Annotated in this window: 20 protein-coding genes and 1 pseudogene; 13 read left to right on the top strand and 8 right to left on the bottom strand. The window is 69.9% G+C overall.

From position 1 onward, the window contains the following. Positions 1 to 77: 77 nt before the first annotated feature. Together ACFY2L_RS35120 and ACFY2L_RS35115 are read right to left on the bottom strand one after the other, a co-directional pair. Entirely contained in the window at positions 78 to 1703 is a 1626-nt protein-coding gene (locus tag ACFY2L_RS35120) for a multicopper oxidase family protein (RefSeq protein WP_390824358.1), read from the bottom strand. A gap of 90 nt (positions 1704 to 1793) precedes the next feature. Then, a complete protein-coding gene (locus ACFY2L_RS35115) occupies positions 1794 to 2255 on the bottom strand; it encodes a hypothetical protein (RefSeq protein ID WP_390824357.1) in 462 nt (153 codons plus the stop codon). A 1573-nt stretch (positions 2256 to 3828) separates the two neighbouring features. Here ACFY2L_RS35115 and ACFY2L_RS35110 point away from each other — a divergent pair. Next, positions 3829 to 4668, top strand: a complete 840-nt coding sequence (locus tag ACFY2L_RS35110) for a polysaccharide deacetylase family protein (RefSeq protein ID WP_390824393.1) — start codon at positions 3829 to 3831, stop codon at positions 4666 to 4668. A 446-nt stretch (positions 4669 to 5114) separates the two neighbouring features. Here the strand turns inward: ACFY2L_RS35110 and ACFY2L_RS35105 are convergent, their stop codons facing one another. Together ACFY2L_RS35105 and ACFY2L_RS35100 are read right to left on the bottom strand one after the other, a co-directional pair. Beyond that, complete coding sequence (locus ACFY2L_RS35105) at positions 5115 to 6233, bottom strand: fatty acid desaturase family protein (protein ID WP_390824356.1); 1119 nt, start codon at positions 6231 to 6233, stop codon at positions 5115 to 5117. 7 nt (positions 6234 to 6240) lie between these two features. Continuing rightward, on the bottom strand, positions 6241 to 7296 hold the full coding sequence (locus ACFY2L_RS35100) for a ferredoxin reductase (RefSeq protein ID WP_390824355.1): 1056 nt from the start codon (positions 7294 to 7296) through the stop codon (positions 6241 to 6243). Positions 7297 to 7383: 87 nt separating this feature from the next. Between ACFY2L_RS35100 and ACFY2L_RS35095 the strand changes: the two genes are divergently transcribed. Next, complete coding sequence (locus ACFY2L_RS35095; RefSeq protein ID WP_390824354.1) at positions 7384 to 8523, top strand: helix-turn-helix domain-containing protein; 1140 nt, start codon at positions 7384 to 7386, stop codon at positions 8521 to 8523. A 485-nt stretch (positions 8524 to 9008) separates the two neighbouring features. On the opposite strand, the gene ACFY2L_RS35090 is transcribed toward ACFY2L_RS35095, so the two are convergent. Beyond that, on the bottom strand, positions 9009 to 9359 hold the full coding sequence (locus ACFY2L_RS35090; RefSeq protein WP_390824353.1) for a hypothetical protein: 351 nt from the start codon (positions 9357 to 9359) through the stop codon (positions 9009 to 9011). A gap of 276 nt (positions 9360 to 9635) precedes the next feature. On the opposite strand from ACFY2L_RS35090, the gene ACFY2L_RS35085 reads away from it, so the two are divergent. From ACFY2L_RS35085 to ACFY2L_RS35075, 3 genes are all read left to right on the top strand, one after another. Continuing rightward, positions 9636 to 10676, top strand: a complete 1041-nt coding sequence (locus ACFY2L_RS35085; protein WP_390824391.1) for a 2-hydroxyacid dehydrogenase — start codon at positions 9636 to 9638, stop codon at positions 10674 to 10676. Positions 10677 to 10679: 3 nt separating this feature from the next. Beyond that, the gene (locus ACFY2L_RS35080; RefSeq protein WP_390661677.1) at positions 10680 to 12191 is read left to right on the top strand and encodes an FGGY-family carbohydrate kinase; all 1512 of its coding nucleotides are present in this window, start codon (positions 10680 to 10682) and stop codon (positions 12189 to 12191) included. Between the two features lie 174 nt (positions 12192 to 12365). Beyond that, complete coding sequence (locus ACFY2L_RS35075; protein WP_390661678.1) at positions 12366 to 12869, top strand: ATP-binding protein; 504 nt, start codon at positions 12366 to 12368, stop codon at positions 12867 to 12869. A gap of 57 nt (positions 12870 to 12926) precedes the next feature. Here ACFY2L_RS35075 and ACFY2L_RS35070 read toward each other — a convergent pair whose 3' ends face one another. Then, positions 12927 to 13922, bottom strand: a complete 996-nt coding sequence (locus ACFY2L_RS35070; protein ID WP_390661679.1) for a carbohydrate kinase — start codon at positions 13920 to 13922, stop codon at positions 12927 to 12929. A gap of 371 nt (positions 13923 to 14293) precedes the next feature. Between ACFY2L_RS35070 and ACFY2L_RS35065 the strand changes: the two genes are divergently transcribed. The 7 genes and pseudogenes from ACFY2L_RS35065 to ACFY2L_RS35035 form a co-directional block, all read left to right on the top strand. Continuing rightward, positions 14294 to 15661 (top strand): ABC transporter substrate-binding protein, encoded by a 1368-nt coding sequence (locus ACFY2L_RS35065; protein ID WP_390661680.1) that lies wholly within the window; start codon positions 14294 to 14296, stop codon positions 15659 to 15661. Positions 15662 to 15742: 81 nt separating this feature from the next. Further along, entirely contained in the window at positions 15743 to 16705 is a 963-nt protein-coding gene (locus ACFY2L_RS35060; protein WP_390824352.1) for a carbohydrate ABC transporter permease, read from the top strand. Beyond that, positions 16702 to 17598 (top strand): carbohydrate ABC transporter permease, encoded by an 897-nt coding sequence (locus ACFY2L_RS35055; RefSeq protein ID WP_390661682.1) that lies wholly within the window; start codon positions 16702 to 16704, stop codon positions 17596 to 17598. Before ACFY2L_RS35060 ends, ACFY2L_RS35055 begins: the two co-directional genes overlap by 4 nt. 214 nt (positions 17599 to 17812) lie before the next feature. Further along, the gene (locus ACFY2L_RS35050; RefSeq protein ID WP_390824351.1) at positions 17813 to 18847 is read left to right on the top strand and encodes a zinc-binding dehydrogenase; all 1035 of its coding nucleotides are present in this window, start codon (positions 17813 to 17815) and stop codon (positions 18845 to 18847) included. A 228-nt stretch (positions 18848 to 19075) separates the two neighbouring features. Continuing rightward, the gene (locus tag ACFY2L_RS35045; RefSeq protein ID WP_390824350.1) at positions 19076 to 19885 is read left to right on the top strand and encodes a DeoR/GlpR family DNA-binding transcription regulator; all 810 of its coding nucleotides are present in this window, start codon (positions 19076 to 19078) and stop codon (positions 19883 to 19885) included. Positions 19886 to 19938: 53 nt separating this feature from the next. Further along, positions 19939 to 20649, top strand: coding sequence for an HAD family hydrolase (locus ACFY2L_RS35040; RefSeq protein ID WP_390661685.1), 711 nt, complete (start codon positions 19939 to 19941; stop codon positions 20647 to 20649). Positions 20650 to 20841: 192 nt separating this feature from the next. Next, positions 20842 to 20928 (top strand): annotated as a pseudogene (locus ACFY2L_RS35035) (IS5/IS1182 family transposase); the annotation flags it as partial. Here the strand turns inward: ACFY2L_RS35035 and ACFY2L_RS35030 are convergent. Together ACFY2L_RS35030 and ACFY2L_RS35025 are read right to left on the bottom strand one after the other, a co-directional pair. Then, positions 20913 to 21416, bottom strand: coding sequence for a hypothetical protein (locus ACFY2L_RS35030; protein ID WP_390824402.1), 504 nt, complete (start codon positions 21414 to 21416; stop codon positions 20913 to 20915). The pseudogene ACFY2L_RS35035 and the gene ACFY2L_RS35030 overlap by 16 nt on opposite strands. 90 nt (positions 21417 to 21506) lie before the next feature. Next, positions 21507 to 21968 carry a hypothetical protein gene (locus ACFY2L_RS35025; protein ID WP_390824349.1) on the bottom strand — a complete coding sequence of 154 codons (462 nt, stop codon included), beginning with the start codon at positions 21966 to 21968 and terminating at the stop codon, positions 21507 to 21509. A 612-nt stretch (positions 21969 to 22580) separates the two neighbouring features. On the opposite strand from ACFY2L_RS35025, the gene ACFY2L_RS35020 reads away from it, so the two are divergent. Beyond that, positions 22581 to 23336, top strand: coding sequence for a hypothetical protein (locus tag ACFY2L_RS35020; protein ID WP_390824348.1), 756 nt, complete (start codon positions 22581 to 22583; stop codon positions 23334 to 23336). Positions 23337 to 23474: the final 138 nt, after the last annotated feature.

Genomic DNA, 23474 nt, shown 5'->3' with positions numbered 1-23474 from the left:
GGGTCGATCCGCGCGCGGTCGCCCGGGCCGTCGCCGTCCTCGAACGCTTTCAGCCGGTCGGTGCCGGGTGCGGGGGATCAGGCCTGGTAGGCAACCAGCGCCATCATCCCCGCCTCGCCGTGGTAGGCGTTGTGGCAGTGCAGCATCCATTGCCCTGGGTTGTCGGCGTCGAAGAACACCGACACGGTCTTCTTCGGCAGCACGATCGTGGTGTCCTTGCGGGGGCCGCTGTTGCCGAGCTGGTAGGTGTGGCCGTGCAGGTGCATCGGGTGCCACATGGTGGTGGTGTTGACGAAGTCGAGGCGGACCCGCTGGTCCTGTTCCACGGTGATCGGATGCGCGGTCGGATCGTTCATGTCGAACCGCTTGCCGTTGATGGCCCAGTTGTAGGTCATCATGCCGCCGGTCAGCTCGATGCGGTGGACCCGATCGGCCTTCTTCGAGGCAAGCCGGACGTCGTCCGCCGCGTGCAGTTGGGACGCGACCATGACCTTGCCGTCCAGTTCCGCCGGACGCACGGTCGCCTTGGGAGTGCTGCCGGAGCCGGTGCGGATGACGGCCATTGCGGTGGCGTTCTTTCCCTCCGCCGACGCCACCAGGGGGAAGACGCCGTCGTCCAGTGTGACGAGGGCGTCGTAGCGTTCGCCCATGCCGATCAGCACGGCATCGGCCTGCTGGTGCCGGACGGGGAAGCCGTCGGTGTGGGTGATGGTCAGCTTGTGGCCCCCGAGGGCGACGCGGTAGGCGGTGTCGCCGCCGGCGTTGATCAGGCGGAGCCGGACCCGCTCGCCGGGCTTGCCGCGGAAGACCTGCGGATCGGCCGGAACGCGGCCGTTGACCAGGTGATGGGGGTACTTCACGTCGCCGGCGTCGCCCCCGAGCAGCGCGCTCCGGGCGCCCATCAGCATGAACCTCGTGGACATGCCTCCGCCGGAGGACGAGGCGGAGGGGGAACCGCTCGTCGCGTCCATGCCGCTGCCGCTCATGTCCATGCCGCCCATGTCACCCATGTCGTGGCCGGAGGAGCCGGATGAGCCGCCGGAGTCTTCGCCCATGTGCATGCCGCCCATGCCGTGCCTCAGCTCGGCGAAGACGTCGTCCGGGGTGCCGGTGACGCCGTCGAGCCAGTCGTCGAGGACGACCACCCACTCCTCGTCGTACGACAGCGGCTCCCTCGGGTCCTCCACGATCAAGGGCGCGTACAGTCCCCGGTCGAGCTGGACCCCGACGTGCGGGTGGAAGAAGTAGGTGCCGGGGGCGTCTGCGGTGAACCGGTAGGTGAAGTTGCGTCCTGCCCGGACCGCGGCCTGGGTGGCCGGCGGCGCGCCGTCCATGTCGTTGCGCAGCGCGATGCCGTGCCAGTGGAGGGAGGTGGTGATCTGGTTCGGCAGCTGGTTGGACAGCGTGGCGGCCAGTGTGTCACCGGCAGAGACGCGCAGCTCCTTGCCCGGGGTCTGGCCGCTGAAGGCCCAAGTCCTGGCCGTGATGCCGGCGCCCAGGTCGACCATGGCCTGTGCTGCGGTCAGGGTCAGTTCGTGGGTCTTGCCGCTCTGGGTGCGCTTCTTGTCGGCGGCTGCGACGGCTGACCCGGAGGGGTTGATCAGAGCCGGCGTGCTGCCGGAGCCGCTGCAGGCGGCGAGCGCGCCCGCGCCCGCGACGCCGAGACCGGCCAGCAGGACAGAGCGGCGGTTGATGCTGTTCACAGAGAGGTGTCCTTGTCTCGATTGCTTCTGTTCGGTCGCGTGCCGGCACGGCTGGGCTCACGCGTGAACGCGCGCAGCCGTGGGCGCGGCCTACAGCAGCAATCGAGAGAGGGCGGAAAGGTCGGGTGGTGCACGGCCCGTTGTTCCCTGGACGACCCGGCCGATGGCTGCTCCGGAACGCAGGCACGGAGCGCGGCCGGTGGAGGGCAGATGCGGAGGCGCGAGCTTCATGCTGTCGACGCCGGCGGCAGAGCAGTGCTGCATCACCATGCCGGAGCACGCCCCGGCGTCGTCGGACGCGGCAGGGGCTGTGACGCCAGGGGACACGGCGTGCCCGCTCGTGTGTCCGGGCATGGCCAGGGGAGCTGCGTGGTGCATGCCCGCGATGCTGCTCGTCTGCGAGGTGCCCGTGGGCGGCACATGGGTGATGGCCGCGGTTGTTTCGTGGTGGACGAGAACGGCAAACGTCGCCACCAGCGCGATGACGGCAGCGCGAGTCCACCGGAGCGCGGCGCCGCGAGCGCCGCCTGGCCGGTGATCGGCTGTCGTCATGGCTTCCGTCCGTGCTCGATCTGTGACGCCTTAACGCCGTCAATGTACCCCGGAGGGGTAAGAAGTGACTGGGCCGGACTGGTCACGTCGGAGGACAAGGGGCATGAGCTGAAGCTCGGCTTGCCCACTGTGCTGCCCGGGCCTCGGCTCGACGGCGCCCCGCCACCTACGCCGGAGTCCTTCCGGACGTCGATCTGAAACTGACGGCGCTGGGCTCCGCCTCGGTGCTCGTGGTCAAGACCGCTGAGGCGGCGAAGAACCCGGCACTCGCGACGGCAACGCCGGCCTGCGGTCGGGCTGGCGAGTATCTGTCCGGCGGGCGGAAGCACATAGGGTGTCCGTCGCATCCTCGATCAGTCGCGGCGACCACGCGGCCGACATTCTGGCGGGCTTGCTCAGGCCAGCCGACCAGCCCGATCGCTCAGCGCCGCCGGGCCATCCAGGGCTTCGTCCGCGCACTGCATGCCCGCGCCATCACCGGCTACACCGAACCCGGCCTCGGCCCCGCCCGGCTCCGGCACTCTCTCTTCGGCGGCGTGGGCACCGACACCCGGAGCGCGTACACCGAACTCGCCGCCGGTGAACTCCACGCCCGGGTCAGCGGCCTGCTGCTGCCCGCCCCGACGGGCGGCGGTGCCGACGACCTGCGCAAGCGATTGGAGGAACTGCGCCGCCCGGCGTCGCCGGACCTCCGGCGGCTGAACGCCATCGGAGTCACAATCTCCGCCGACGGGGTACCGCCGAACCGCACGGTCTGTGAACGAGCCGTACCCCCGAGTGCGGCCACGGCTGCCTGTGCGTGCACGGCGACAGCCCCGCACTCCAGATGGAGGAGTCGCGCGAGGTGATCGGGCTCGCACACGAGGCCGGTTTCCAGCTCGGCGTGCACGTCACCGGCGGCCGGGCCGTCGACACGGTCGTCGACGCCTTCGTGGCCGCCAAGGCGGCCGCACCCCGCCCCGACGCCCGGCGGCCGCGTCACCCACGGCGACTTTATCGGCGCCGGCAGCCTGGCGAAGCCGGCCGCGCACGGCTACGGCGTCAACATGACCCCGGCCATCAGGTGGACCATCTCCGACTTCATGGACGAGGTCGTCGGCCCGGAGCGCTCGGCCTACCAGAGGCCGGTACGGTCTGCGCTCGAGGCGGGCGTGCGTGCGCGTGTGCGCGAGCTTCGACGCACCGATCAAGGAGCCCAACTGGCGGCCGGGGACGCGGCGATGCTGCTCCGCGAGTCCGGCCAGCGGCGGAACGAGCGGCCCCGAACAGCGCGTGACGCCCGCCGACGCCCTGCGCGCCTACCCGTCCACCCACCCACGTGTGGCAGGACGTCGCCGGCGACTGGAAGGGCAGGACCGGGCCGGGCAGGGCAGCGGACCTGTGCGTTCTGGACCGCCCGCTTCTGGACCTCGACCCGCACGACATCACCGGCGTCCAGGTGGACCTCACTGTCGTCGGCGGCCGCGCCGTCCACGAACACCGAATCATCGATCTCCTGTTCGGAACCGCTGGCGGCCGTTCGCCATCAAGCAGGTGGACAGGCTGTGGCGCACGGATGGCATGGGGGAACCCGATGGACAGGCGGATCAGAGGAGCGGCGCTGGCCTGCGCCCTTCTAACGGCGGGCTGCACTGCCGAGCCCTCGGCCGACCCCCGCCCCGCCGCGCCGTCCCGCTCCGCGGTGTCCGCACAGCCTTCACACGGCGCCGCGGATGCGCGCGCGGCCGTCGAGGCCGCCTACCGCAAGTGGGGCCTGAAGCCGCTGGCCGCTCCGCCCGCGCCACCGGCTGCCAAGCCGGTGCAACTCCGGGCCGGCGGCGGCCAGGTGCCGGTGATCAGCGAGATACCCACCGACAAGAAGATCGTCTTTCTCACCTTCGACGACGGGGCGGAGAAGGACCCGCGGTTCGTGACGATGATGCGGGAACTGAAGATCCCGTTCACGATGTTCCTGACGGACTCCGCCATACGCTCCGACTACGGCTACTTCAAGAAGCTCCAGGCCCTCGGCAACGGCGTCCAGAACCACACGCTGACGCACCCGAACCTGCGCACCCTGGGCGCGTCTGCTCAGAAACAGGAGGTCTGTGGCCAGCAGATCAAGCTGAAGGACCATTACGGCACCATGCCGCGTCTGATGCGTCCGCCCTACGGCAACTGGAACGAGGACACCCGCGCCGCCGCCGCGTCCTGCGACATCCAGGCGATCGTCCTGTGGCGCGAGTCCATGCAGATCACGAACATGCAGTACCAGCGCCCCGGCAGGAAGCTCCACCCGGGCGACATCATCCTGGCCCACTTCCGCGGACCGTCCGAACTCAAGGGCACGACGATGACCGAGATGACGGCCAACCTGCTGCGCCACATCCAGGAACAGGGCTACACGGTCGCCCGTCTGGAGGACTACCTGTAGGCCCGGTGCCCCGTGCCGAACATGGCAGATCCGGCGGGCCGCGGCGGCCGGTTCCGTGGCCCGCTCCTGACCGACGCCACCGAGTTCCAGCCTTGAGCCGTCGAGCGTGTGCATGGCAGCAGCGCGGGGTCGGGCCCGGGGCGGCGGGCATCGGTTCCGGCAGTGTCCGCGGCCCAGCCCGTGCCTTCCGCCCAGCCCGCCCGTCGGCACACCGGGTGCGCGTACGTCCCCGGCCACCGGCCCGGCCGTGGCAGGTCCGCGCACCCAACACCCCGCCGGGGCTGTGTGCTGAGCTCCTGGCGCACGCCCCGGCCAGCAGCGCAGCCGGCTGCCCCGGATCCCGTGTCGTACGGTCTGATGCCGCGGCCGCCCACCGTCCGGGGCGGATCTCACCGAACCCGGCGGTGGCGCCGGTAGGGCCGGGAGACCTGAACCACGACCGGGAATCAGGCGGCGACGAGCTCCTGCTCGCGGTCCGGCGTTTTGACCTTGGGCTTCTTGTTCGGCAGTGAGAGCCGGAAGACCTTGTGCCACGCGGAGAACACCTGCTTGGGCAGCGGGCCGGTGACGTATTCCAGCTCGTACTTCTCGAACAGCGCGCGCACCTTCACCGCGACCTCGGCGTACCGGTTGCTCGGCAGGTCAGGGAACAGGTGGTGCTCGATCTGGTGGGACAGGTTGCCGGTCATGAAGTGCATGGCCTTGCTGCCGCTGATGTTCGCCGAGCCCATCATCTGGCGCAGGTACCACTGGCCGCGGGTCTCGCCCTTGATCGACCGGCGCTCGAAGACCTGCACGCCCTCGGGGAAGTGCCCGCACATGATCACCGAGTGGGACCAGAGGTTGCGGACCAGGTTCGCGGTGAACGTGGCGGCGAGCGTGGTGAAAAACGACGGGCCCGACAGCAGCGGGTGGATCACGTAGTCCTTGAGCACCTGCTTGCGGATCTTGCGGCCCACGGCCCTGGCCCGCGCGCGGAACTCCGGGTTCTTGCGGCGCCGCTTGTGCAGGTTCTTGCCGAGCTCCAGGTCGTACGCGGCGATGCCGTACTCGAAGAAGCAGGCGTTGATGAAGTTCCACAGCGGCTGGCCGAGGTGGAACGGGTGCCACTTCTGGTCCTCGTCGACGCGCATGATGCCGTAGCCGAGGTCGTTGTCCTTGCCGATCACGTTGGTGTACGTGTGGTGCAGCTCGTTGTGCGAGTGCTTCCACTGGTCGGCCGGCGAGACGTGGTCCCATTCCCAGGTGGTGGAGTGGATCTTCGGGTCCCGCATCCAGTCCCACTGGCCGTGCAGGATGTTGTGGCCGATCTCCATGTTGTCCATGATCTTGGCCACGGACAGACCGGCGGTGCCGAGCAGCCACGCGGGCGGGAAGAACGAGAACAGCAGCACGCCCCTGCTGACCAGTTCGAGCTTGCGCTGCGCGGAGATGACCTTGCGGATGTAGGCGGCGTCCTTCTCGCCGCGGTCGGCGATCACCTCGTCGCGGATCGCGTCCAGCTCGCGGCCGAGCTCCTCGATCTGCTCCGCGGTCAGGTGGGCGGTGGGGTCGATGGCGGTCAAGCTGTTCCTACCGTTCGATGTCGCAGGGGCCCGCCGCGGCGGACACGCAGGTCTGGATGAGGACGCCCGGCTCGGCCTCGGTGATCTCGCCGGTGCGCAGGTCGCGGACGGCGCCCGCCTTGAGCGGCGTGACGCAGCCGAAGCAGATGCCCATGCGGCACCCGGAGGGCATGAGCACGCCGGCCTCCTCGCCGACGTCCAGCAACGGCGTGGCGCCGTCCGCGTCGACGCTCTTGCCGGTGGCGCTGAACGTGACCTCGCCGCCGTCGCCGGCGACGACGATGCCGGGGCGGAAGCGTTCGGTGTGCAGGCGCTCTGGTACGCCGTGCTCGCTCCAGTGCTCTTCGGCGGCGTCGAGCAGGCCCGCGGGCCCGCAGGCCCAGGTCTCGCGCTCGGCCCAGTCGGGCACGAGTTCGCCGAGACGGGTGATGTCGAGCATGCCGTCCGTGTCGGTGTGCACCTCGGTGAGCCGCAGCTTCTTGGCCGCGACCAGATCGTGCAGTTCGTTGCGGAAGATCACGTCGTGCGGCTGTGGCGCGCAGTGGACCATGACGACGTCGTCGAACTCGGTGTCGCGCAGCATGCCCATCACGGGCGTGATGCCGCTGCCGGCCGTCAGGTAGAGCACCTTGGCGGGCTTGGCCTGCGGCAGCACGAAGTCACCGGTCGCCTGGTCGAGCTGGATCAGCGTGCCCGGTTTCGCCCTGCGGACCAGGTGGTTGCTGACCTTGCCGTCCGGGATCGCCTTCACGGTGATCGTGACGCGGCCGTCCTGGCGGTTCGTCGGCGAGGTGATGGAGTAGGCACGCCACAGACGCACCCCGTCGACGTCGACCCCGATCCGCACGTACTGACCGGCTGTGTGGCCGCGCCAGCCCCGTCCCGGCCTGATCACGACAGTCGCGGCGTCACCCGTCTCGGGATGCACGGCCTCGATGCGCCCCCGCAGGTCAGCGCCCGCACGCAGCGGGCTGACCAGGTCGAGGTAGTCCGACGGCAGCAGCGGCGTCGTGACCATCTCCAGTAGCTTCCACGCCCTGCTGCGGAGGGCTGTACTCGTCATGACTCCAGCTTGCTGCGCCTCAAGGCGTAAAGTCCTGACCACAGGACGTAAATCTGGTCGGCTGAATTGTTCGCAGGAAACAAAAAGATGAGCCATGCAATCCGGAGGGCCAGCGAACTGGCCCTGGACGACACGACGGTCACCGCGCTTCGGGCCGCGCTGAAGACCACCGCCGACGAGGTCGTCCAGGCGATCATCGACGAGGTCCCTCCCTACGCCAACGCCCTTTCGGGCCACATGGGCGCCACCATCCGCCGAGCCGTCCGCACCGCCCTGGGCCACTACCTGGACCTCGCGAGCGGGAACGCCACAGGCGGCGACGCCGGTGACGCAGCCTACGAGCTGGGCCGCGGCGAGGTCCGCGACGGCCGTTCGATGGACGCCCTGCTCAGCGCCTACCGCGTCGGCGCCCGCGTGGCCTGGCGATGCCTGGCAGCGGGTGCCGTACCCGCAGGCCTGCCCGCCGCCGAGGTCGCCAAGTTCGCCGAGCTGACCTTCGCCTACATCGACGAGCTCTCCGCCGCGAGCGCCGCGGGCCACGCCGACGAACTGGCCGCCCAGGGCCGCGCCCAGGAGCGCCACCTGGAACACCTGGCCCGCGACCTCCTCGCCGGCGCGAGCCCGGACGTCCTGCTGGCCTCTGCCCAACGAGCCGGATGGCAGCCTCCGACTTCGCTGACCGCGGTCCTGCTGCCCGCCGCCCAAGCCCGGCCCGCCTACCGCGCGCTCGACCCCAGCACCCTCGTCCTCGACGATCTGCCGGACGCCACCGGTGCGCTGCTCGTCCCCGATGCCGACCGACCACACCTCTTGCGGCAGCTGACCGGCCGCACCGCCGTGGTCGGCCCCGCCCGGCCATGGACTCGTGCGTCCGCCTCGTACGCACGAGCCGCACGCGCGCGCTCCCTCTCCTCCGATATCCGCGACACCGAGGACCACCTGCCCGAGCTGGTGCTGAGCGCCGACGCGGACGCGTACGCAGACCTGCGTGCCCGAGCCCTCGCACCGTTGCGGGCCTTGCCTGCCGCGACCGCACGGCGGCTGGAGGAGACGTTGCGGGCGTGGCTGCTGCACCAGGGCAGGCGGGACGAGGTGGCGGCGGCGTTGTTCGTCCACCCCCAGACCGTCCGGTACCGGATGTCGCAACTGCGGGAGCTGTTTCCGGATCTCGCAACGCCCCACCGGGTCCTCGAACTGACGCTGGCGGTCGGTCTTCGGGCCGGCTGACGCGTACCTCGACCGTCCACGACCGCGTCCGCGGGCGTTCTGCGACGGCCCCGTGCCTCCCTTCCGACCCTCGTCGTGGGTGGCGTCGCCGCCGACTGCGCGGGCCGCCTGACGGCCGTCCGCGCCGACATCACGCGTTGTCCTCGCCGAGGTACGGACGCAGTCGACCGCGGTCGCGTCCGGCAGCCGCCGGGCTGCGGCCACGATCTCGGGGAGGGCCGGCCCCATGTCGGTGCCCCGGCGCGAGTGCAGCACCACGGTGTCGGCCTCGGCGGACAACGCCCCCTGGCAGTCCAACACTGCCCCGTGCAGGCGCCTTGGCCGGGGCAGGGAGGCCGAGCTCGCGATGGGACAACGGACAACACAAAACCCTGTCGATGACTTCGGTTCAGCGGCCCCGCCCGGCCGTAGATCGGGTCCGGGCACGGGAGTGCTCAGCATCGGCTCCGGCAGGGTCCACGACACGAGCGCAGCACGATGCCGGGTCAGGCGGCGCTCTTCTTGCGGCGGCGCCCACCGAGGGCGAGGGCATCGATGAGTTCCTCACGGCTCATCTTGGAGCGGCCGGCGATGTCGTACTCGGCAGCCCGCTGGTACGGCTCCGCCTTGCTCAGCTGCCGCAGCTCACTCTTGGCGGTGCTGCGCTGGGTGCGGGATGCAGCCGACGCGCGGGCCGTCTTCGGCCGCGCCTCCTTCCTGGCGGTGGCCTTCTTCGCCGCCTTCCCGGCAGGCTTCCGTGCCGCTCTGCGGGCCGGGGACGGCTTCTGCTGGTGTGGTTGACTCTCTGTGTTACGTCCGCCACGGGTCTGGTCGATGCTGCCCTGCAGAACCGTCATCAAGTCGATGACGTCGGTGGCCGCCGACGCCGCCTCGGCCGGCGACCGCCGCCTCGACAACGGCCGTGCTGGGACCCGCGGGCGTCCGCGCCAAGCGGCGGTATGGGGCTCCGTGACGGAGCCCGCGCTCCGCCCTCAGGGGATTTGCATGTCGACCGTGCCGGGGCCCTGGCGCGGGGTACGAGGCCCGGCGACGGCGGCGGGCGCTCCGCAGGCGTGCGTGGGACGATTGCGGAAGACCGGAAGGGGCACCTCCTGGAGGCCTCGTTGCACGTTGTGATCGTCGGTGATCGTTTCATTCCTGCCGAGTTCTACGTCGACGCCCTGGCGGAGACCTGCGGCCCGGGCTTCGGACCGGTGCGCGGCGTGGAGTGGCCCGGAACCAAGGCGGAACAGCACGCGGCGCAGCAGACCATGGAGTGGCACGGTCCGGAGGCTCAGCCGGTGCCCGATGAGATCTTGCAGGCCGTGGGAGAGGCCGAGGTGTTGGCTCTGCACTTCGCACCGGTGTCCCGTGCGGTGCTCCGGGCGGCCCCGGCGCTGAAGGCTGTCTGCGTGGCACGAAGGGGGCTGGAAAACGTCGATGTCGCTGCCGCGACCGCCCTTGGAGTAGGGGTCGTGCCGGTGTTCGGCCGCAACGCCACGGCCGTGGCCGAGCTCGCGGTCGGTCTGATGCTGACGGAAGCCCGGGACATTGCCCGGGTGGATGCCTCGGTGAAGGCCGGTGGCTGGCGCGAGACCCTCAGCCGTCCTGGCCGCGAGCTCGGTGACAGCACGGTCGGGATGGTCGGCTTCGGCCATGTGGGGCGCGCGTTCGCCAGGGTGCTGCGCGGCTTCGGCGCACGGCTGATCGCCTACGATCCGTACGTGTCCGACGCCGTGATGGCCGAGCACTCCGTCGCACGGGCCGACGGGCTGGACACGGTGTTCCGGGAGTCCGACTTCGTCCAGGTCTTCGCACGGTTGACGGGTGAGACCGAGCGCTTCATCCGCTCGCACCACTTCGCATTGATGAATCCGACCGCCTACTTCGTGAACACCGCGCGCAGCCGCCTGGTCGACACCGCCGCTCTCTACGACGTCCTGGCGGCCCATCGCATCGCCGGGGCCGCGCTCGACGTCCACGACCAGGAACCCCTCCCCGCGGACAGTCCCTGGCGCCGACTGGACAATGTCACGATCACCACGCACTTTGCCGGTGACACGACGACCACGAGCATGCGTTCGGCACGGCTGGTCGCCGAGGCCATAGCGGAATTGTCCGCCACGGGGCGGTGTGTCTGCGCCGTGAATGCCCGTGAGCTGGGGTGGGTGTGAGCGGTGGCCGGCGATCTGGTGCTCGGCATCGATGCCGGGCATACCGTGACCAAGGCCGTGCTCTTCGACTCCGCCGGCCGACAGGTGGCGCAGGGCGCCGGCACGGTCCCGCTCGACACCCTGCGTCCCCACTGGGTCGAGCGGGACATGGACGACGTGTGGCGAACCACCCACCGGGCCATCAGAACCTCCCTCGCCGCAGCGGGCGTGGACGGGCGGGCCGTCGCCGCCGTGGGGCTGGCCGGACACGGCGACGGCCTGTACGCAGTTGACGAGTACGGCAGGCCGGTGCGGGCCGCGATCGTCGCCATGGACACGCGTGCCGAGCCTGTACTGGCCGAGTGGCGTGACACTCCGGTCTGGGACCGTGCCCTCATCCTGTCCGGCACGGTCCCCTTCGCGGGCTCTCCGGCCGCCCTGCTGGCGTGGCTCGAACGTCACGAGCCGGCCGTGCTGGAGCGGGCCCGCTGGTTGCTTTCGTGCAAGGACTGGTTGCGCTGGCATCTGACGGGCGTGGTGGCCACCGATCCGACGGACGCCAGCGCCTCGTTCACCGACATGCGCCGGGACGGCTACTCGCAGGAGCTGCTCGACTTGTTCGGCCTGGGACGGCTCGTCGACAAGCTGCCGCCCGTGCGGGCCTGCGACGCGGTGTGCGGAACGGTGACCCGGGAGGCCGCGGCCCTCACGGGGCTCGGCGTCGGCACACCCGTCATCACCGGCGCTCATGATGTCGATGCGGCGGCGCTGGGCATCGGTGCCACGGAGGTGGGTGAACTGTGCCTGATCGCAGGGACGTTCAGCATCAACCAGGTGGTCTGGGATCGCCCGGTCACCGACCTCCGGTGGCAGTGCCGCAGATTTCTCCGCCCCGGGCATTGGATGATCATGTCCACCTCGCCCGCCTCGGTGGCGAACCTCGGCTGGTTCCTGCGGGTCATCGGTGCACCAGCCGGACACCGTGAGGACATCTACGGAGCCATCGGCCAGGAGGTGGACGAACATCTGCAGGGCCCTTCCGAGGTGCTGTTCCATCCCTTCGTCTACGGTTCCCCCCACCCAGGTCCGGCCTCGGGTACCTTCCTCGGCCTGCGCGGGTGGCACGGCCGTGGGCACCTGCTGCGGGCGGTGCTGGAAGGTGTCGTCCTCAACCACCGGTGGCACGTCGACGTCCTCCGCTCCCATCTGCCCATCACCGGGCCGGCCAGACTGACCGGTGGTGCCGCGCGCAGCGTCGTCTGGAGCCAGATGTTCGCCGACGCGCTGCGGCGACCGGTCCTGGTGACGGACGTCGAGGAGAGCGCCGCCCGGGGAGCCGCTCTGCTCGCCGCGGGAGCCGTCGGACTGATCGGCGGCGGGCCGGACCCGGTTACCGACCCTCCGGTCATCAGGCGCCACGAACCGGCCCCGGACCGGGTCGCGGTACTGGAGGAGGCTTACCAGATCTACCGGGAAGCGCAGGAAGCCCTCTGGCCCGTCTGGGGCCGCCTCGGCTCGGCGAGTACGTCGGAGTGACCAGACCGATCCCTGGTTATCACATTTTCTGTGATTTTATCTGAGTTTCTATTGCAAATGGGTTAGGTCGGGCGTAGACAGGCAGGAAGGACAAATCCCTGACCCGGCTCTCTGGGCCGGCCCCCGCCATCCGACGGAACACCGACTCCCGATGTCAGCCCGAAAGCAACGGCCATGCCTTCCGAGACCGCCCCGCCGATCGATCACGGCGCCCCGCTCGCGACTTCGTGGAGCGGCATCCCTTCCTCTGGCCCCCGCTCCTCGCCCCCGCACCACCCGGCCAAGGCTCGTTTCACGCTTCCGGCGCACAAGGCACTCGTCGGCTGCCTGCGACGTGCCGCCGGAACCGTGCTCAAGCGCTGGCAACTGTCCGACGAGGAACAGGACTCGGCTCTTCTGATCGTGGGGGAACTGGCTGCGAACGCGGCCGTCCACGGGCGCAGCGAGATGTCGCTCCATCTGGTGCTCGCCCGAGGCACTCTCGGCATCATCGTGGGTGATCACGGTGACCCCGCTCCGTCGCGCCGGCGCGACGCAGACGAGGATCCGGACGAACACGGCCGCGGTCTCGACATAGTCCACACCCTGGCGGCCCGGGTCGACCTGCACCACGACGACCGCGGGACGTGGATTCTGGCCTGCCTCGCCGTTCCGGCCCTCCGTCCGGGGGCGGACTGAGACCGGCGATGCCCGATGAACGGAAGGCAGGCAGAGCCCGAAGCGCTGATCGGCGCGCTACGGCTGCCGCGAAGGGGTGGGCATGCCGTCGCGAAGGAACGGCGGCTGGGCGCCCGCCCGCGTGCAGGTGTCAGCCGCGACCCCGACGGCGTGAGCGAGCAGCCCGGTGAGTTCCTCCGCGCCCAGTGTGGCGACGCCTTCCCTGCTGAGACGCCCGGTCCGGTGCAGATGGGCGAGCGCGCCCGCGGTGAAGGCGTCGCCTGCCCCGACCGTGTCGACGACCTTCACCGCCGGTGCGGGCATGTGGGTGCGAGCAATGCGCCCCACCGCGCAGGCTCCTCGGGAACCCAGTGTGACGAGGACGAGCGACACCCCGGCAGCCAGCCAGCGCTCTGCCACCAGTTCGTACGGCTCACCGGGGCAGAGCCAGGCCAGATCCTCCTCACTCGCCTTCACGACGTCGGCGAGCGCCACCCACTCGGTGAAGCGCCGGAGACAGTGGGCGCGGTCGGTCACCAGTCCCGGTCGCACGTTCGGATCGAGGGACACCACCCTGTGCCGCGCCTCCCGGCGCAGCAGTCCGTCGAGCGTCGAGGCGAGGGGCTCCAGGACCAGTCCCAGCGAGCCGAGGTGCAGCGCCGCCCCCCGGGGCAGGCGGCCGGCATCCGGCAGGGTGGCGAGATGCTCGGGCCGCAGACCGCGGTCCGCCGCACCGTTCGCATGGAAGGAGTAGGCGGCCGAACCGTCATCGCTGAGCCGGACGGCGGCAAGGGCGGTCGGGTCGGAGGTCGGCACCACATAAGTGAGCTGCGTGCCGGATTCCTCGAGGTGTGCGCGCAGCAGGTCGCCGAACTGGTCGTCGGAGATGCGCGCCAGAAGGCCGGCCGGCACGCCGAGGCGTCCGAGGCCCGCCGCGACATTGAGGCAGGAGCCCCCGGGCCGCGGCTGGTAGGCGATGTCGCCGGTGACTGTCCGGACGGGCGTGAGATCCACCAGGGCATCTCCCGCCACGACGACCGCGGGGGCTGCTGGGGGATTCGGGCTGGCTCTCATGCGGGATTCCTCGGGGCTGGGGGCAGGGCGGGGGAGTGGAAGGCGGGTCCGGAGCTTCGGCGAGTGTGCCGCCGACGGCTGCGTCGGCGACCGTCGGACGCGAGGCGCCGGAGCCTCACGCTTGCGAGACGAGCAGACGATAGATCTCATAAGTTCTTCTCGCAAGATGTGTTAACAACGCCGCGCTTTAGTGCTATTAATTGCGGCATCGATGCCCCGCCCACACCCAGGGAGGCATCCGTCTTCCTCAGCCGAGCCTCGGTCGACGTCTCGGAGAGAGCCCCGGCTGAGCCGTTGAACCAACGAGCCGTGCCGCCACGAGTGCCTCACAGGCCGTTTTCCCCGACCCACCCGCACGAGAGGTCCCCGTCATGCGTCCGACAAGCGTCACCCGATCGACGAGATATGCCCTGATGGCCTGCGCCGCCACCACCGCCCTGCTCGCCACTGCCTGCTCCGGAGCCGGAGCCGGCGGCTCCTCGTCGGGCGGCGACAGCATCAACGTCCTGATGGTCGGCAATCCGCAGATGGAGGACATCGCCAAGCTCACCAAGGACACCTTCACGAAGGACACCGGCATCAAGGTGAACTTCACGGTCCTTCCCGAGAACGAGCTGCGCGACAAGGTCACGCAGGACGTCGCCACCAAGGCCGGGCAGTACGACGTCGCCACCATCGGCGCCTACGAGGTACCCATCTGGCACAAGAACGGCTGGCTGCACGAACTCGGCTCCTACGCCGACAAGGACAAGGGCTTCGACACGGGCGACCTGCTCAAGCCGATGGTCCAGTCGCTGTCCGGCTCGGACGGCAAGCTCTACGCCCTGCCGTTCTACGGCGAGTCGTCCTTCCTCATGTACCGCAAGGACGTGTTCGCCCAGAAGGGCCTGAAGATGCCGGAGCATCCGACCTGGCAGCAGGTGGCCGACCTGGCGGCGAAGGTCGACGGTGCACAGCCGGGGATGAGGGGCATCTGCCTGCGCGGCCTGGCGGGCTGGGGAGAACTCGGGGCGCCGTTGACCAGCATGGTCAACACCTTCGGCGGTACGTGGTTCACCAAGGACTGGAAGGCGCAGGTCAACAGCGGCGGCTTCAAGGATGCCACCAAGTTCTACGTCGATCTGGTCCGCAAGCACGGTGAGGCAGGCGCCGCACAGGCCGGATTCACCGAGTGCCTGAACGCGATGAGCCAGGGCAAGGTCGCCATGTGGTACGACGCCACCAGCGCGGCCGGCTCTCTGGAGGACCCGAGCACCAGCAAGGCCGCCGGCAAGATCGGTTACGTCTACGCTCCCGTGGAGAAGACCAAGAGCAGCGGCTGGCTGTGGGCCTGGGCGTGGGCGATGCCGAAGACCACCAAGAATGCCGACGCCGCCTCGAAGTTCATGCTCTGGGCCTCCAGCAAGGAGTACGAGAAGCTGGTCGGAGAGAAGCTCGGCTGGTCGCGGGTGCCCGCGGGCAAGCGGGCCAGCACCTACCAGGTCCCCGAGTACCAGAAGGCTTCCGCCTCGTTCGGTGACATCACCCTGAAGTCCATCCAGCAGGCCGACCCCGCGAACCCCGGCGTCCAGCCGCGGCCCACGGTGGGCATCCAGTTCGTCGCCATCCCCGAGTTCCAGGACCTCGGGACCAAGACGACGCAGGAGATCTCCGCCGCCATCGCCGGCAAGACCAGTGTGGACACAGCACTCGACGACGGCCAGAAGCAGGCCGAGGACGTCGCCAAGAACTACAACTGAGTCACTTGCTCCGGCCGGTCCCGAGCCGGCCGGAGCCGCCCTCCCAGTCCCCACCGCTCCGCCGCGGAAGAAAGTCATTCCATGATCACGCTAGACCGGCCCCCCACGAAGCGCCTGCGGCCACCCGTCCGACCGCTCAAGCCCCAGGGTGAACGCGCGTGGCGGCGTCGCCTTCCGCTGCTGCCCGCACTGATCTTCACCATCGCCGTCACGCAGTTGCCCTTCGTGGCCACGCTCGTCATCTCCACGTTCCAGTGGAACATCCTGCGGCCGGACGACCGCCACTTCACCGGTCTGTCCAACTACGCCTTCGTCTTCACCGACGAACGGTTGCGCAACGCAGTCCTGAACACCGTCGTCCTCACCGCGTCCGTCGTCGTCCTCAGCGTGGTGCTGGGCCTGGGCCTGGCCCTGCTGCTCGACCGCCACTTCTTCGGCCGCGGCCTCGCCCGCACCCTTCTCATCGCGCCGTTCCTGGTCATGCCCGTCGCTGCCGCCCTGGTGTGGAAGCACGCCATCTACAACCCCGACTACGGGCTCCTCAACGGCACACTGAACGCCGTCTACCGGCTGTTCGGGGCGGCGAACGGCCCCACCGTGGACTGGGTTTCGTCCTTCCCCATGCCGTCGCTGGTGGTCGCGCTCGTGTGGCAGTGGACGCCGTTCATGATGCTCATCCTGCTGGCCGGCCTGCAGGCGCAGCCCGGAGACGTGCTGGAGGCCGCCGAGGTCGACGGGGCCTCGGCGCTGCAGACCTTCCGCCTCATCACGCTGCCGCACCTGCGCCAGTACATCGAGCTGGGCGTCGTCCTCGGCAGCATCTTCGTGGTGCAGACCTTCGACGCCGTCTACACCATCACCCAGGGCGGCCCCGGCTCCCAGACCACGAATCTGCCCTATGAGATCTACCTGACCATGTTCCGCAAGTTCGAGTACGGCCAAGCCGCAGCCGCGGGTGTCGTCGTGGTGATCGGCTCGATCGTCATCGCGACGTTCGCCCTGCGCGTGGTCGCCTCCCTGTTCCGTGAAGAGGTGTCCCGATGACCGGCACGATCGCGGCCGCCCGCACCCCGTCCAGTCCCGTCATGCGCCGCCTCCGTCGTCGGCGTCACAACGACCCCGGGCAGTCGCCGCGGCTGTCACCCCTGTGGACCTTCGTCGCGTGGCTGGCCACCCTGGCCTTCTTCGCGCCGGTGGCCTGGATGGTTCTCACGTCCTTTCACCAGGAGTCCGACGCGGCGACCAACCCCCCCAGCCCCCTCGCGCCGCTGACGCTGGACCAGTACAGGCTGCTGCTGGGCCGTGACATCACCCCGTTCCTGCTCAACTCGGCCATGGCCGCCGTCTTCTCCACCCTGCTGGTCCTCGCCCTGGCACTCCCCGCGGCGTACGCGCTGTCCATCAAGCCGGTCAAGAAGTGGACCGACGTGATGTTCTTCTTCCTGTCCACGAAGTTCCTGCCGCTCATCGCGGCACTTCTGCCGATCTACATGATCGTCAAAGACATCGGCATGCTGGACAACATCTGGACCCTCGTCGTCCTCTACACCGCCATGAACCTGCCGATCGCGGTCTGGATGATGCGGTCGTTCCTCGCCGAAGTACCCAGGGAGATCCTGGAGGCGGCAGAGGTCGACGGCGCGGGACTGCCCACGGTACTGCTGCGGATCGTTGCCCCCGTCGCCATGCCGGGGATCGCCGCCACCTCGCTGATCTGCTTCATCTTCAGCTGGAACGAGTTCATGTTCGCCGTGAACCTCACCGCCACCCAGGCGTCCACCGCGCCGGTCTTCCTGGTGGGGTTCATCACCAACGAAGGCCTGTTCCTGGCCAGGCTGTGCGCGGCGGCCACCCTGGTCTCCCTGCCTGTCCTGATCGCCGGTTTCGCCGCCCAGGACAAGCTGGTGCGCGGGCTCTCCCTGGGAGCCGTCAAGTGAGGCCCGCCGCGCGTGAGGCCCTGCGGCCCCCCGGGGTGATCACTGATGCCGCGGACAGCGTCTTGGGAGCGGTCGTCCGCCGCCACACCGTCCGTCCACCCTCGGCGGCACCGCACACCTGTGCCCGTCCCACAGCGAGCACCGTCGGCAAGCGCCACACCCCGTCCGGCCTCCTCACCCCGTGAACGCCCGAACCGAACGGAACCCCGTCACCATGACCCAGCTGATCCGCCGCGTACTGGTCCGCTCCCTCGACGACATCGTCGTCGAGAAGGCGCCCGCCCCCGTCCCCGGGAACGACGAACTCCTGGTACGCACCTCGCTCGTCGGCGTGTGCGGATCCGACACCCATGCCGCCGCCGGACACCATCCGTTCATCGACCTTCCCTACCACCCCGGCCACGAGGCCGTGGGCGTCGTGGTGGCCACCGGCCCAGAGGCCGAGGACTTCGCGCCCGGCGACCGGGTGATCGTCGAACCCAACCTGTACTGCGGCCAGTGCGCCCAGTGCCGGTCCGGCCGCTACAACATCTGCCAGAAACTGAAGGTCTTCGGCTGCCAGACACCAGGCGCCCTCGCCGACCTGTTCACCATCCCGGCCGACCGCGTCCACCGCGTCCCCGATGGCATGCCCGACCTCCGGGCCGTCCTCGTCGAGCCCCTGGCCACCCCCGTGCACGCCGTGGCCAAGGCCGGCGACCTCACAGGCCGTACGGTGGCCGTCCTCGGCGCCGGCCCCATCGGACTGTTCACGCTCATGGCCGCCCGCCACGCCGGTGCCGACCGGATCGTCGTGACGGACCTGCAGCAGGGCAAACGGGGCAGAGCACTGCGCCTCGGCGCCGACGCGGCCCTGCCCGCCGACGCGCCCGCCCTGGTCTCCATGGCCCATGCCGCACTGGGCGGCCCGGCCGATGTCGTCTTCGACTGCGTCGCCCGGGAACAGTCCATAACCCAGGCCACCGACCTGGTCGCCAAGGGCGGTCACGTCCTGGTCGTGGGCGTGGGGGCCGCTGGTACCACGCCGGTCCGCCTCGACCTGGTCCAGGACCGGGAGATCCGCATCGAAGGCACCCTCATGTACACCACCGAGGACTATCGCGTCGCCCTTTCCCTCATCTCCTCGGACTCCTTCGACACCGCCGAGATCGTCACCGCCACCTATCCCCTGGAGGAAGCGGCTGCGGCCTTCCGCGCCTCCCTCGATCCGGAACACGTCAAGGTTCTGGTGACCATGGATGGTCCCTAGTGCTTCGGCACAAGCACACTCGGTCGGCGCCCGTGCCGCACCGCTCCCGCGGGGAGCACCGCACGGGGCCGAGGCACGGGCTCGGCCGGCCCCGCCCCATGTGGGAAACTGCGAGACTGGCGTCACCGACCGCCTCCACGTCGACAACGCCGCAATCGCAGCCGTGCGTGAGGGCGGCTTCCGTTCCCCGCCGCCGCACCAGCACAACCGAAGGGAAGGAGGGGCACTGTGGCCGCCCGCACGCGATCGTCCCATGCCGTCGTCGAGGAGCGGCGCAAGGCCGTCCTGCGTTACGTCGCCGAACACGGCGAGACCCGCATCGACGACCTCGCCGAGCAGTTCGGCGTGAGCCTGATGACGATGCACCGGGACCTGGACGACCTCGCCGGGCGTCACCTGCTGCGTAAGGAGCGCGGACGGGCCCTCGCTTTCCCCGCCCTCACCATGGAGATGGCCACCCGCTTCCGGGAGGGCAGCGCCCGCACGGCCAAGAACGCCCTGTGCGCTGCCGTCGCCGACCGGATCAAGCCGGGCACCACGGTCCTCATGGACGACTCGACCACCCTGTTCCCGCTGGTCCCCCTACTGGCCCGGCTGGACCAGCTGCATGTCGTCACCAACTCGATCGGCCTGGCACAGCGCCTCGGCTCCGAGTCCAGGGCGAACATCACGCTCCTGGGCGGCCGCTACCGTGGCGACTTCAACTCCTGCACCGGCCCCGCGGTGACCCGCGCGCTCTCCCGGATTCGCGCCGACATCGCCCTGATGTCCGCCACCGCGATCCTGGAGGGCCGGCTCTTCCACCCCATGAACGACTACGTCGAGGTCAAACTGGCCATGCTCGCCTCCGCCCGGCACGCCCTGCTTCTGGCAGACCACTCGAAATTCGGCAAGACCGCCACGTACGCCTACGGCACCGTGACCGACTACCAGGCGGTCATCACCGACACCCACACTCCCGAGGCCGAGCTCGCCGCCATCCGCGACCTGGGAGTGCCCGTGGAGACGGTGGCCCCCGAAGAACAGCCCCCCTCGTGATGATGCAGACACTGTTCGAAACACCAAGTGCCTACCGCCCCAGCGACGCCGAAATGGCCGCGCCAGTACCTGACGTGCAGGCCGTGCTGTTCGACTTCAGCAACACGCTCTTCCAGATGATCCCTCTGGAGACATGGCTGCGCCGAGTGGGACACGCGTCCGGCCGTCTCGCTCTGCTCGACGAACCCGGGGCCGAGGCCGAGATCTCCCGTCAACTGCGCACCGCCTTCCGACTGCCTTCGGTCGTCGCACTGCAGCAGGGCCGCGATCTGTCGCCCGAGCGGCACCGGCAGGCCATGCACGGGTGGTGGCGACATGTGGACTTCCTGCGCGACGCCGAGGAGATGGCCTACCGGGAACTCACCGCCCCCGACGCGTGGATCCCCTACCCCGACGCCGAACCCACTCTGCGTACGCTCCGCTCCCGCGGCCTGCGCATCGCGATCGTCAGCGACTTCGCCTGGGATCTGCGCGCCCACCTCGCCCGCCACCGGATGGACGGCCTGATCGACGGCTGCGTCATCTCCTACGAGCACGGTCGCGAGAAACCCGATCCGCACCTGTTCCTCCAGGCGTGTGCAGACCTCGGCACCGACCCCCGGGCCACGCTCATGGTGGGCGACAATCCGGTCCGTGACGGCGGTGCGACCGCCTGTGGCCTGCGGACGTACATCCTGCCTGCCGAGAACCGCACCGGCGAACGCGGCCTCACCGACATCCTTCGGCTGGTGCCGAACGGCAGCCGAACCGAGTCTTCGCTCTAGTGAACGACCGGGCTCCGCACTGCCTGCCGGGGCGCCCCCGCGGACGACCCGAACGGGTCGTCGCCGACAAGGGTCATTCAGCCCGCTCCTTCCGTGTCCACCTGCGCAGACGCGGAATCAAGGCGACCATCCCCGAGTACGTCGACCAGCTCGCGGGCCGGGCACGGCGCTGCGAGCGTCGGTGGCCGGGCCGTCTACCGGCGCCGCAACGTCGTCGAACGCTCCTTCCACCGCCTCAGGCAGGGGCGGCGCATCGCCACCCGCTACGACAAGGACCCGACCGCTCCCGTGCCGCTGTTCCCGCTGCAGCCGCCACGGATCGTCCCTCCACCCGGGCGGCCCGCCTTCACCGCGCCTCCGGCGGATGACAGCGCGCATCCAGGCCAGCAGAGGCCCGCCGCCGACAGCGGCTCCAGCCAGTTGCGTCCCACCCGCTCGCCCAGCCTGCGGCAGAACATCCCGTCGGCGGGCAGCGGCCGCGGCCGCCCGGCGCCGCTGTCAGCCCGCACCAGCTCGGCCATAGCCGGGTCCAGCAGCGCGTCGGCCACGGCCACCACCTCCGGGAAGACGGCCGCGTCCCTGCCCACGATCCGCCACCGCTCCAGATCAACACCTGCATCCCCGCCCGCGACCTGGTGCAGGCGCTGCGGCCAGATCGTCTCCTGCTCCCACTGCAGGGCCTGTTCCCACCATCGGGCCACCACCGCCTGCGCCGGCGTGAGCGCCTGCTCCGGCTCCACCTGGGCCCGCACCGCACGCCGCGCCACGCCCGGCCACCGCCGCTGCGCGGCCACCACCTCGGGGACACCGCGCAGGTCGAGGTGTTCCAGCGGCTGGCCGGCGTCCGCGTCCAGCAGTCAGCGTCCGTGCCTGTGGCAGACCCGATGCCGGCCCGGCAGGTAGCGCACCGCCCGTAGTGCCTGTCCGGTGCGCCGCGCGGTGCACAGCCGGCAGCCGAACGCGGCCGGACCCGCCACCGTGCCCGCCGCCCGCCACCGTGCCTGTGCCATCCCGGCCTCCCGGCCGGTGCAGATCTTGGGGTCGTCCATGGTGAAGGCAGGCAAGGCGCGCGCCAGTACCTTGGGCTCCACCCTGCACAGCTCGGCGAGCACCCGCCGCCCGGCCCCGTTGAGGACGACCTCCGCGTCCGCCGGTGCACCGCCGCCCTCGTGCCGGGCGGGGGAGTTGCGGCATGTCCAAAGCCGCAGCACACCGGCGGTCGGGAGACCGTAGCGGGCCGCCACACGGCTGATCAACGATGCGGTCAGCTCCCCGGCCAGCGGCACGGCCCGCGACTTCGAGCAGGCGCTCGTCGCCATTACCGCCGAACTCCTCGCCGACCCTGTCATTGACTACCAGCGCCGACGCGAGGCCCTCGGCACCTGGGTCCTGGAACCCGATAACTGGCAGCACATCCTCGCCCTGCTCCCGGTCCTCACAAGCCATCGAAAACCCATCAGCGACGACTGCAGACGCCTGGCCGTCAGCGCCTACAGCTGGAACCCGCGCCACCGAAGGCGAGCCCGACTTCGTCCCCTGCCCACCGCATATCGCCCCCGCCCCAGCGCTACGCGCCATCTGGACCCGGGAGCGACACGACGTCTTCCACTGGCTCCATAAAGCGGACCACCAGCCCTACTACGGCGCCCTCAAACCACTACTCGAAGACCACGCCAAGCAACTCGCCAAGGCGATCGACCGCACCTCCTCCGGGGTCGGTGCGGCTCTCCTGAAGTGAGCTTGTCGGTCGCATTACCAGGCTCCTGACGGCTTCAAAAGCCGTACCCCCATGGCCCGGCCGAGCGATAGGGTCCAGATGTGCGTTGATCTTCCGGGCGGCAGCCACGTGCAGCCGCGGACGGTGCAGGGCGCCTCGTAATGGGGTCGCCCCAGCAGGCATACCCGCCATCACCACACCGGAGTTCCACACCATGACTGCTCAGCAGCCGCTCACCTACGACGCGTTCGTCGAACTCGCCGTCGCCGACTCAGCCGTGCTCGGTCTCGTCCTCAAAGGTTCCCATGCCCACGACGGCATGATCACCCCGCACTCCGACCACGACCTGTACGTGATCGTTGCCGATGACGCCACCACCGACCTGTCCCGGTTCACGGGGCACCGCAGTGCCGAGCTCGACCTTGTCATCGTCACTCTCACCGAGTTCCGCGGAACCGGGATGCCCGGTCGGGAACGCTATGCCCTCGCCCGTGGTCGGGTCGTTGTCGACCGGCTCGACGGAGGCATCGCCCGCATCCTTGCCGGCTGGGCCCGGTTGGATGCCGATGAGGCGTTCCGGGACGCCGGCGGATGGCTCGACGCCTACATCAACTCTCTCTACCGCTCGGTCAAGAACCACCGGGACGGCCTTGCTCTGGCCGCCCGCCTCGACGCGGCAGACAGCATGCGGTTCCTGCTCGAATTGCTCTTCGCTCTCCACCGTCGCCCTCGCCCTTACAACAAGTACCTGGAGTGGGAGCTTGCCCGGTACCCGCTGCCGGGCTGGGACACCGACGTGCTGCTGCGTGCTGTGGACCGCATCTCGGCAGCAGGCGAGGTATCCCTGCAACGGCAGCTGTTCACCCTTGTCGAGAACGCAGTCCGAGAAGCCGGACACGGCCAGGTGCTGGACGCATGGGGCGACGACCTCGTCCTCATGCGACCGCAAGAGGCAGGCGAGACTGCCTGAGCTCTGCATGCCTCTCCGGCATCAGAGCCGCCCAGGAGGGCGCCGATGCCGGGCTGAGTCTGCGGCCCGGTTCACCGGATTGATCAGGGCACTGCGGCGCGAGGGTGCGCCGATCCGGTCCCCACGGCTTCAGGCCAC

Source organism: Streptomyces sp. NPDC001381, assembly GCF_042895685.1.
GTDB lineage: Bacteria > Actinomycetota > Actinomycetes > Streptomycetales > Streptomycetaceae > Streptomyces.
This window is presented reverse-complemented; position numbering and strand designations above follow the sequence as displayed.

Bases quoted from the DNA above. Each gene is read 5' to 3' on its own strand.
- ACFY2L_RS35065 (WP_390661680.1), top strand. From the start codon at position 14,294: ATGCGTCCGACAAGCGTCACCCGATCGACGAGATATGCCCTGATGGCC.
- ACFY2L_RS35040 (WP_390661685.1), top strand. From the start codon at position 19,939: ATGGCCGCGCCAGTACCTGACGTGCAGGCCGTGCTGTTCGACTTCAGC.
- ACFY2L_RS35115 (WP_390824357.1), bottom strand. From the start codon at position 2,255: ATGACGACAGCCGATCACCGGCCAGGCGGCGCTCGCGGCGCCGCGCTC.
- ACFY2L_RS35060 (WP_390824352.1), top strand. From the start codon at position 15,743: ATGATCACGCTAGACCGGCCCCCCACGAAGCGCCTGCGGCCACCCGTC.
- ACFY2L_RS35025 (WP_390824349.1), bottom strand. From the start codon at position 21,968: ATGGCGACGAGCGCCTGCTCGAAGTCGCGGGCCGTGCCGCTGGCCGGG.
- ACFY2L_RS35020 (WP_390824348.1), top strand. From the start codon at position 22,581: ATGACTGCTCAGCAGCCGCTCACCTACGACGCGTTCGTCGAACTCGCC.
- ACFY2L_RS35075 (WP_390661678.1), top strand. From the start codon at position 12,366: ATGCCTTCCGAGACCGCCCCGCCGATCGATCACGGCGCCCCGCTCGCG.
- ACFY2L_RS35095 (WP_390824354.1), top strand. From the start codon at position 7,384: ATGAGCCATGCAATCCGGAGGGCCAGCGAACTGGCCCTGGACGACACG.
- ACFY2L_RS35050 (WP_390824351.1), top strand. From the start codon at position 17,813: ATGACCCAGCTGATCCGCCGCGTACTGGTCCGCTCCCTCGACGACATC.
- ACFY2L_RS35070 (WP_390661679.1), bottom strand. From the start codon at position 13,922: ATGAGAGCCAGCCCGAATCCCCCAGCAGCCCCCGCGGTCGTCGTGGCG.
- ACFY2L_RS35090 (WP_390824353.1), bottom strand. From the start codon at position 9,359: ATGACGGTTCTGCAGGGCAGCATCGACCAGACCCGTGGCGGACGTAAC.
- ACFY2L_RS35055 (WP_390661682.1), top strand. From the start codon at position 16,702: ATGACCGGCACGATCGCGGCCGCCCGCACCCCGTCCAGTCCCGTCATG.
- ACFY2L_RS35100 (WP_390824355.1), bottom strand. From the start codon at position 7,296: ATGACGAGTACAGCCCTCCGCAGCAGGGCGTGGAAGCTACTGGAGATG.
- ACFY2L_RS35110 (WP_390824393.1), top strand. From the start codon at position 3,829: ATGGACAGGCGGATCAGAGGAGCGGCGCTGGCCTGCGCCCTTCTAACG.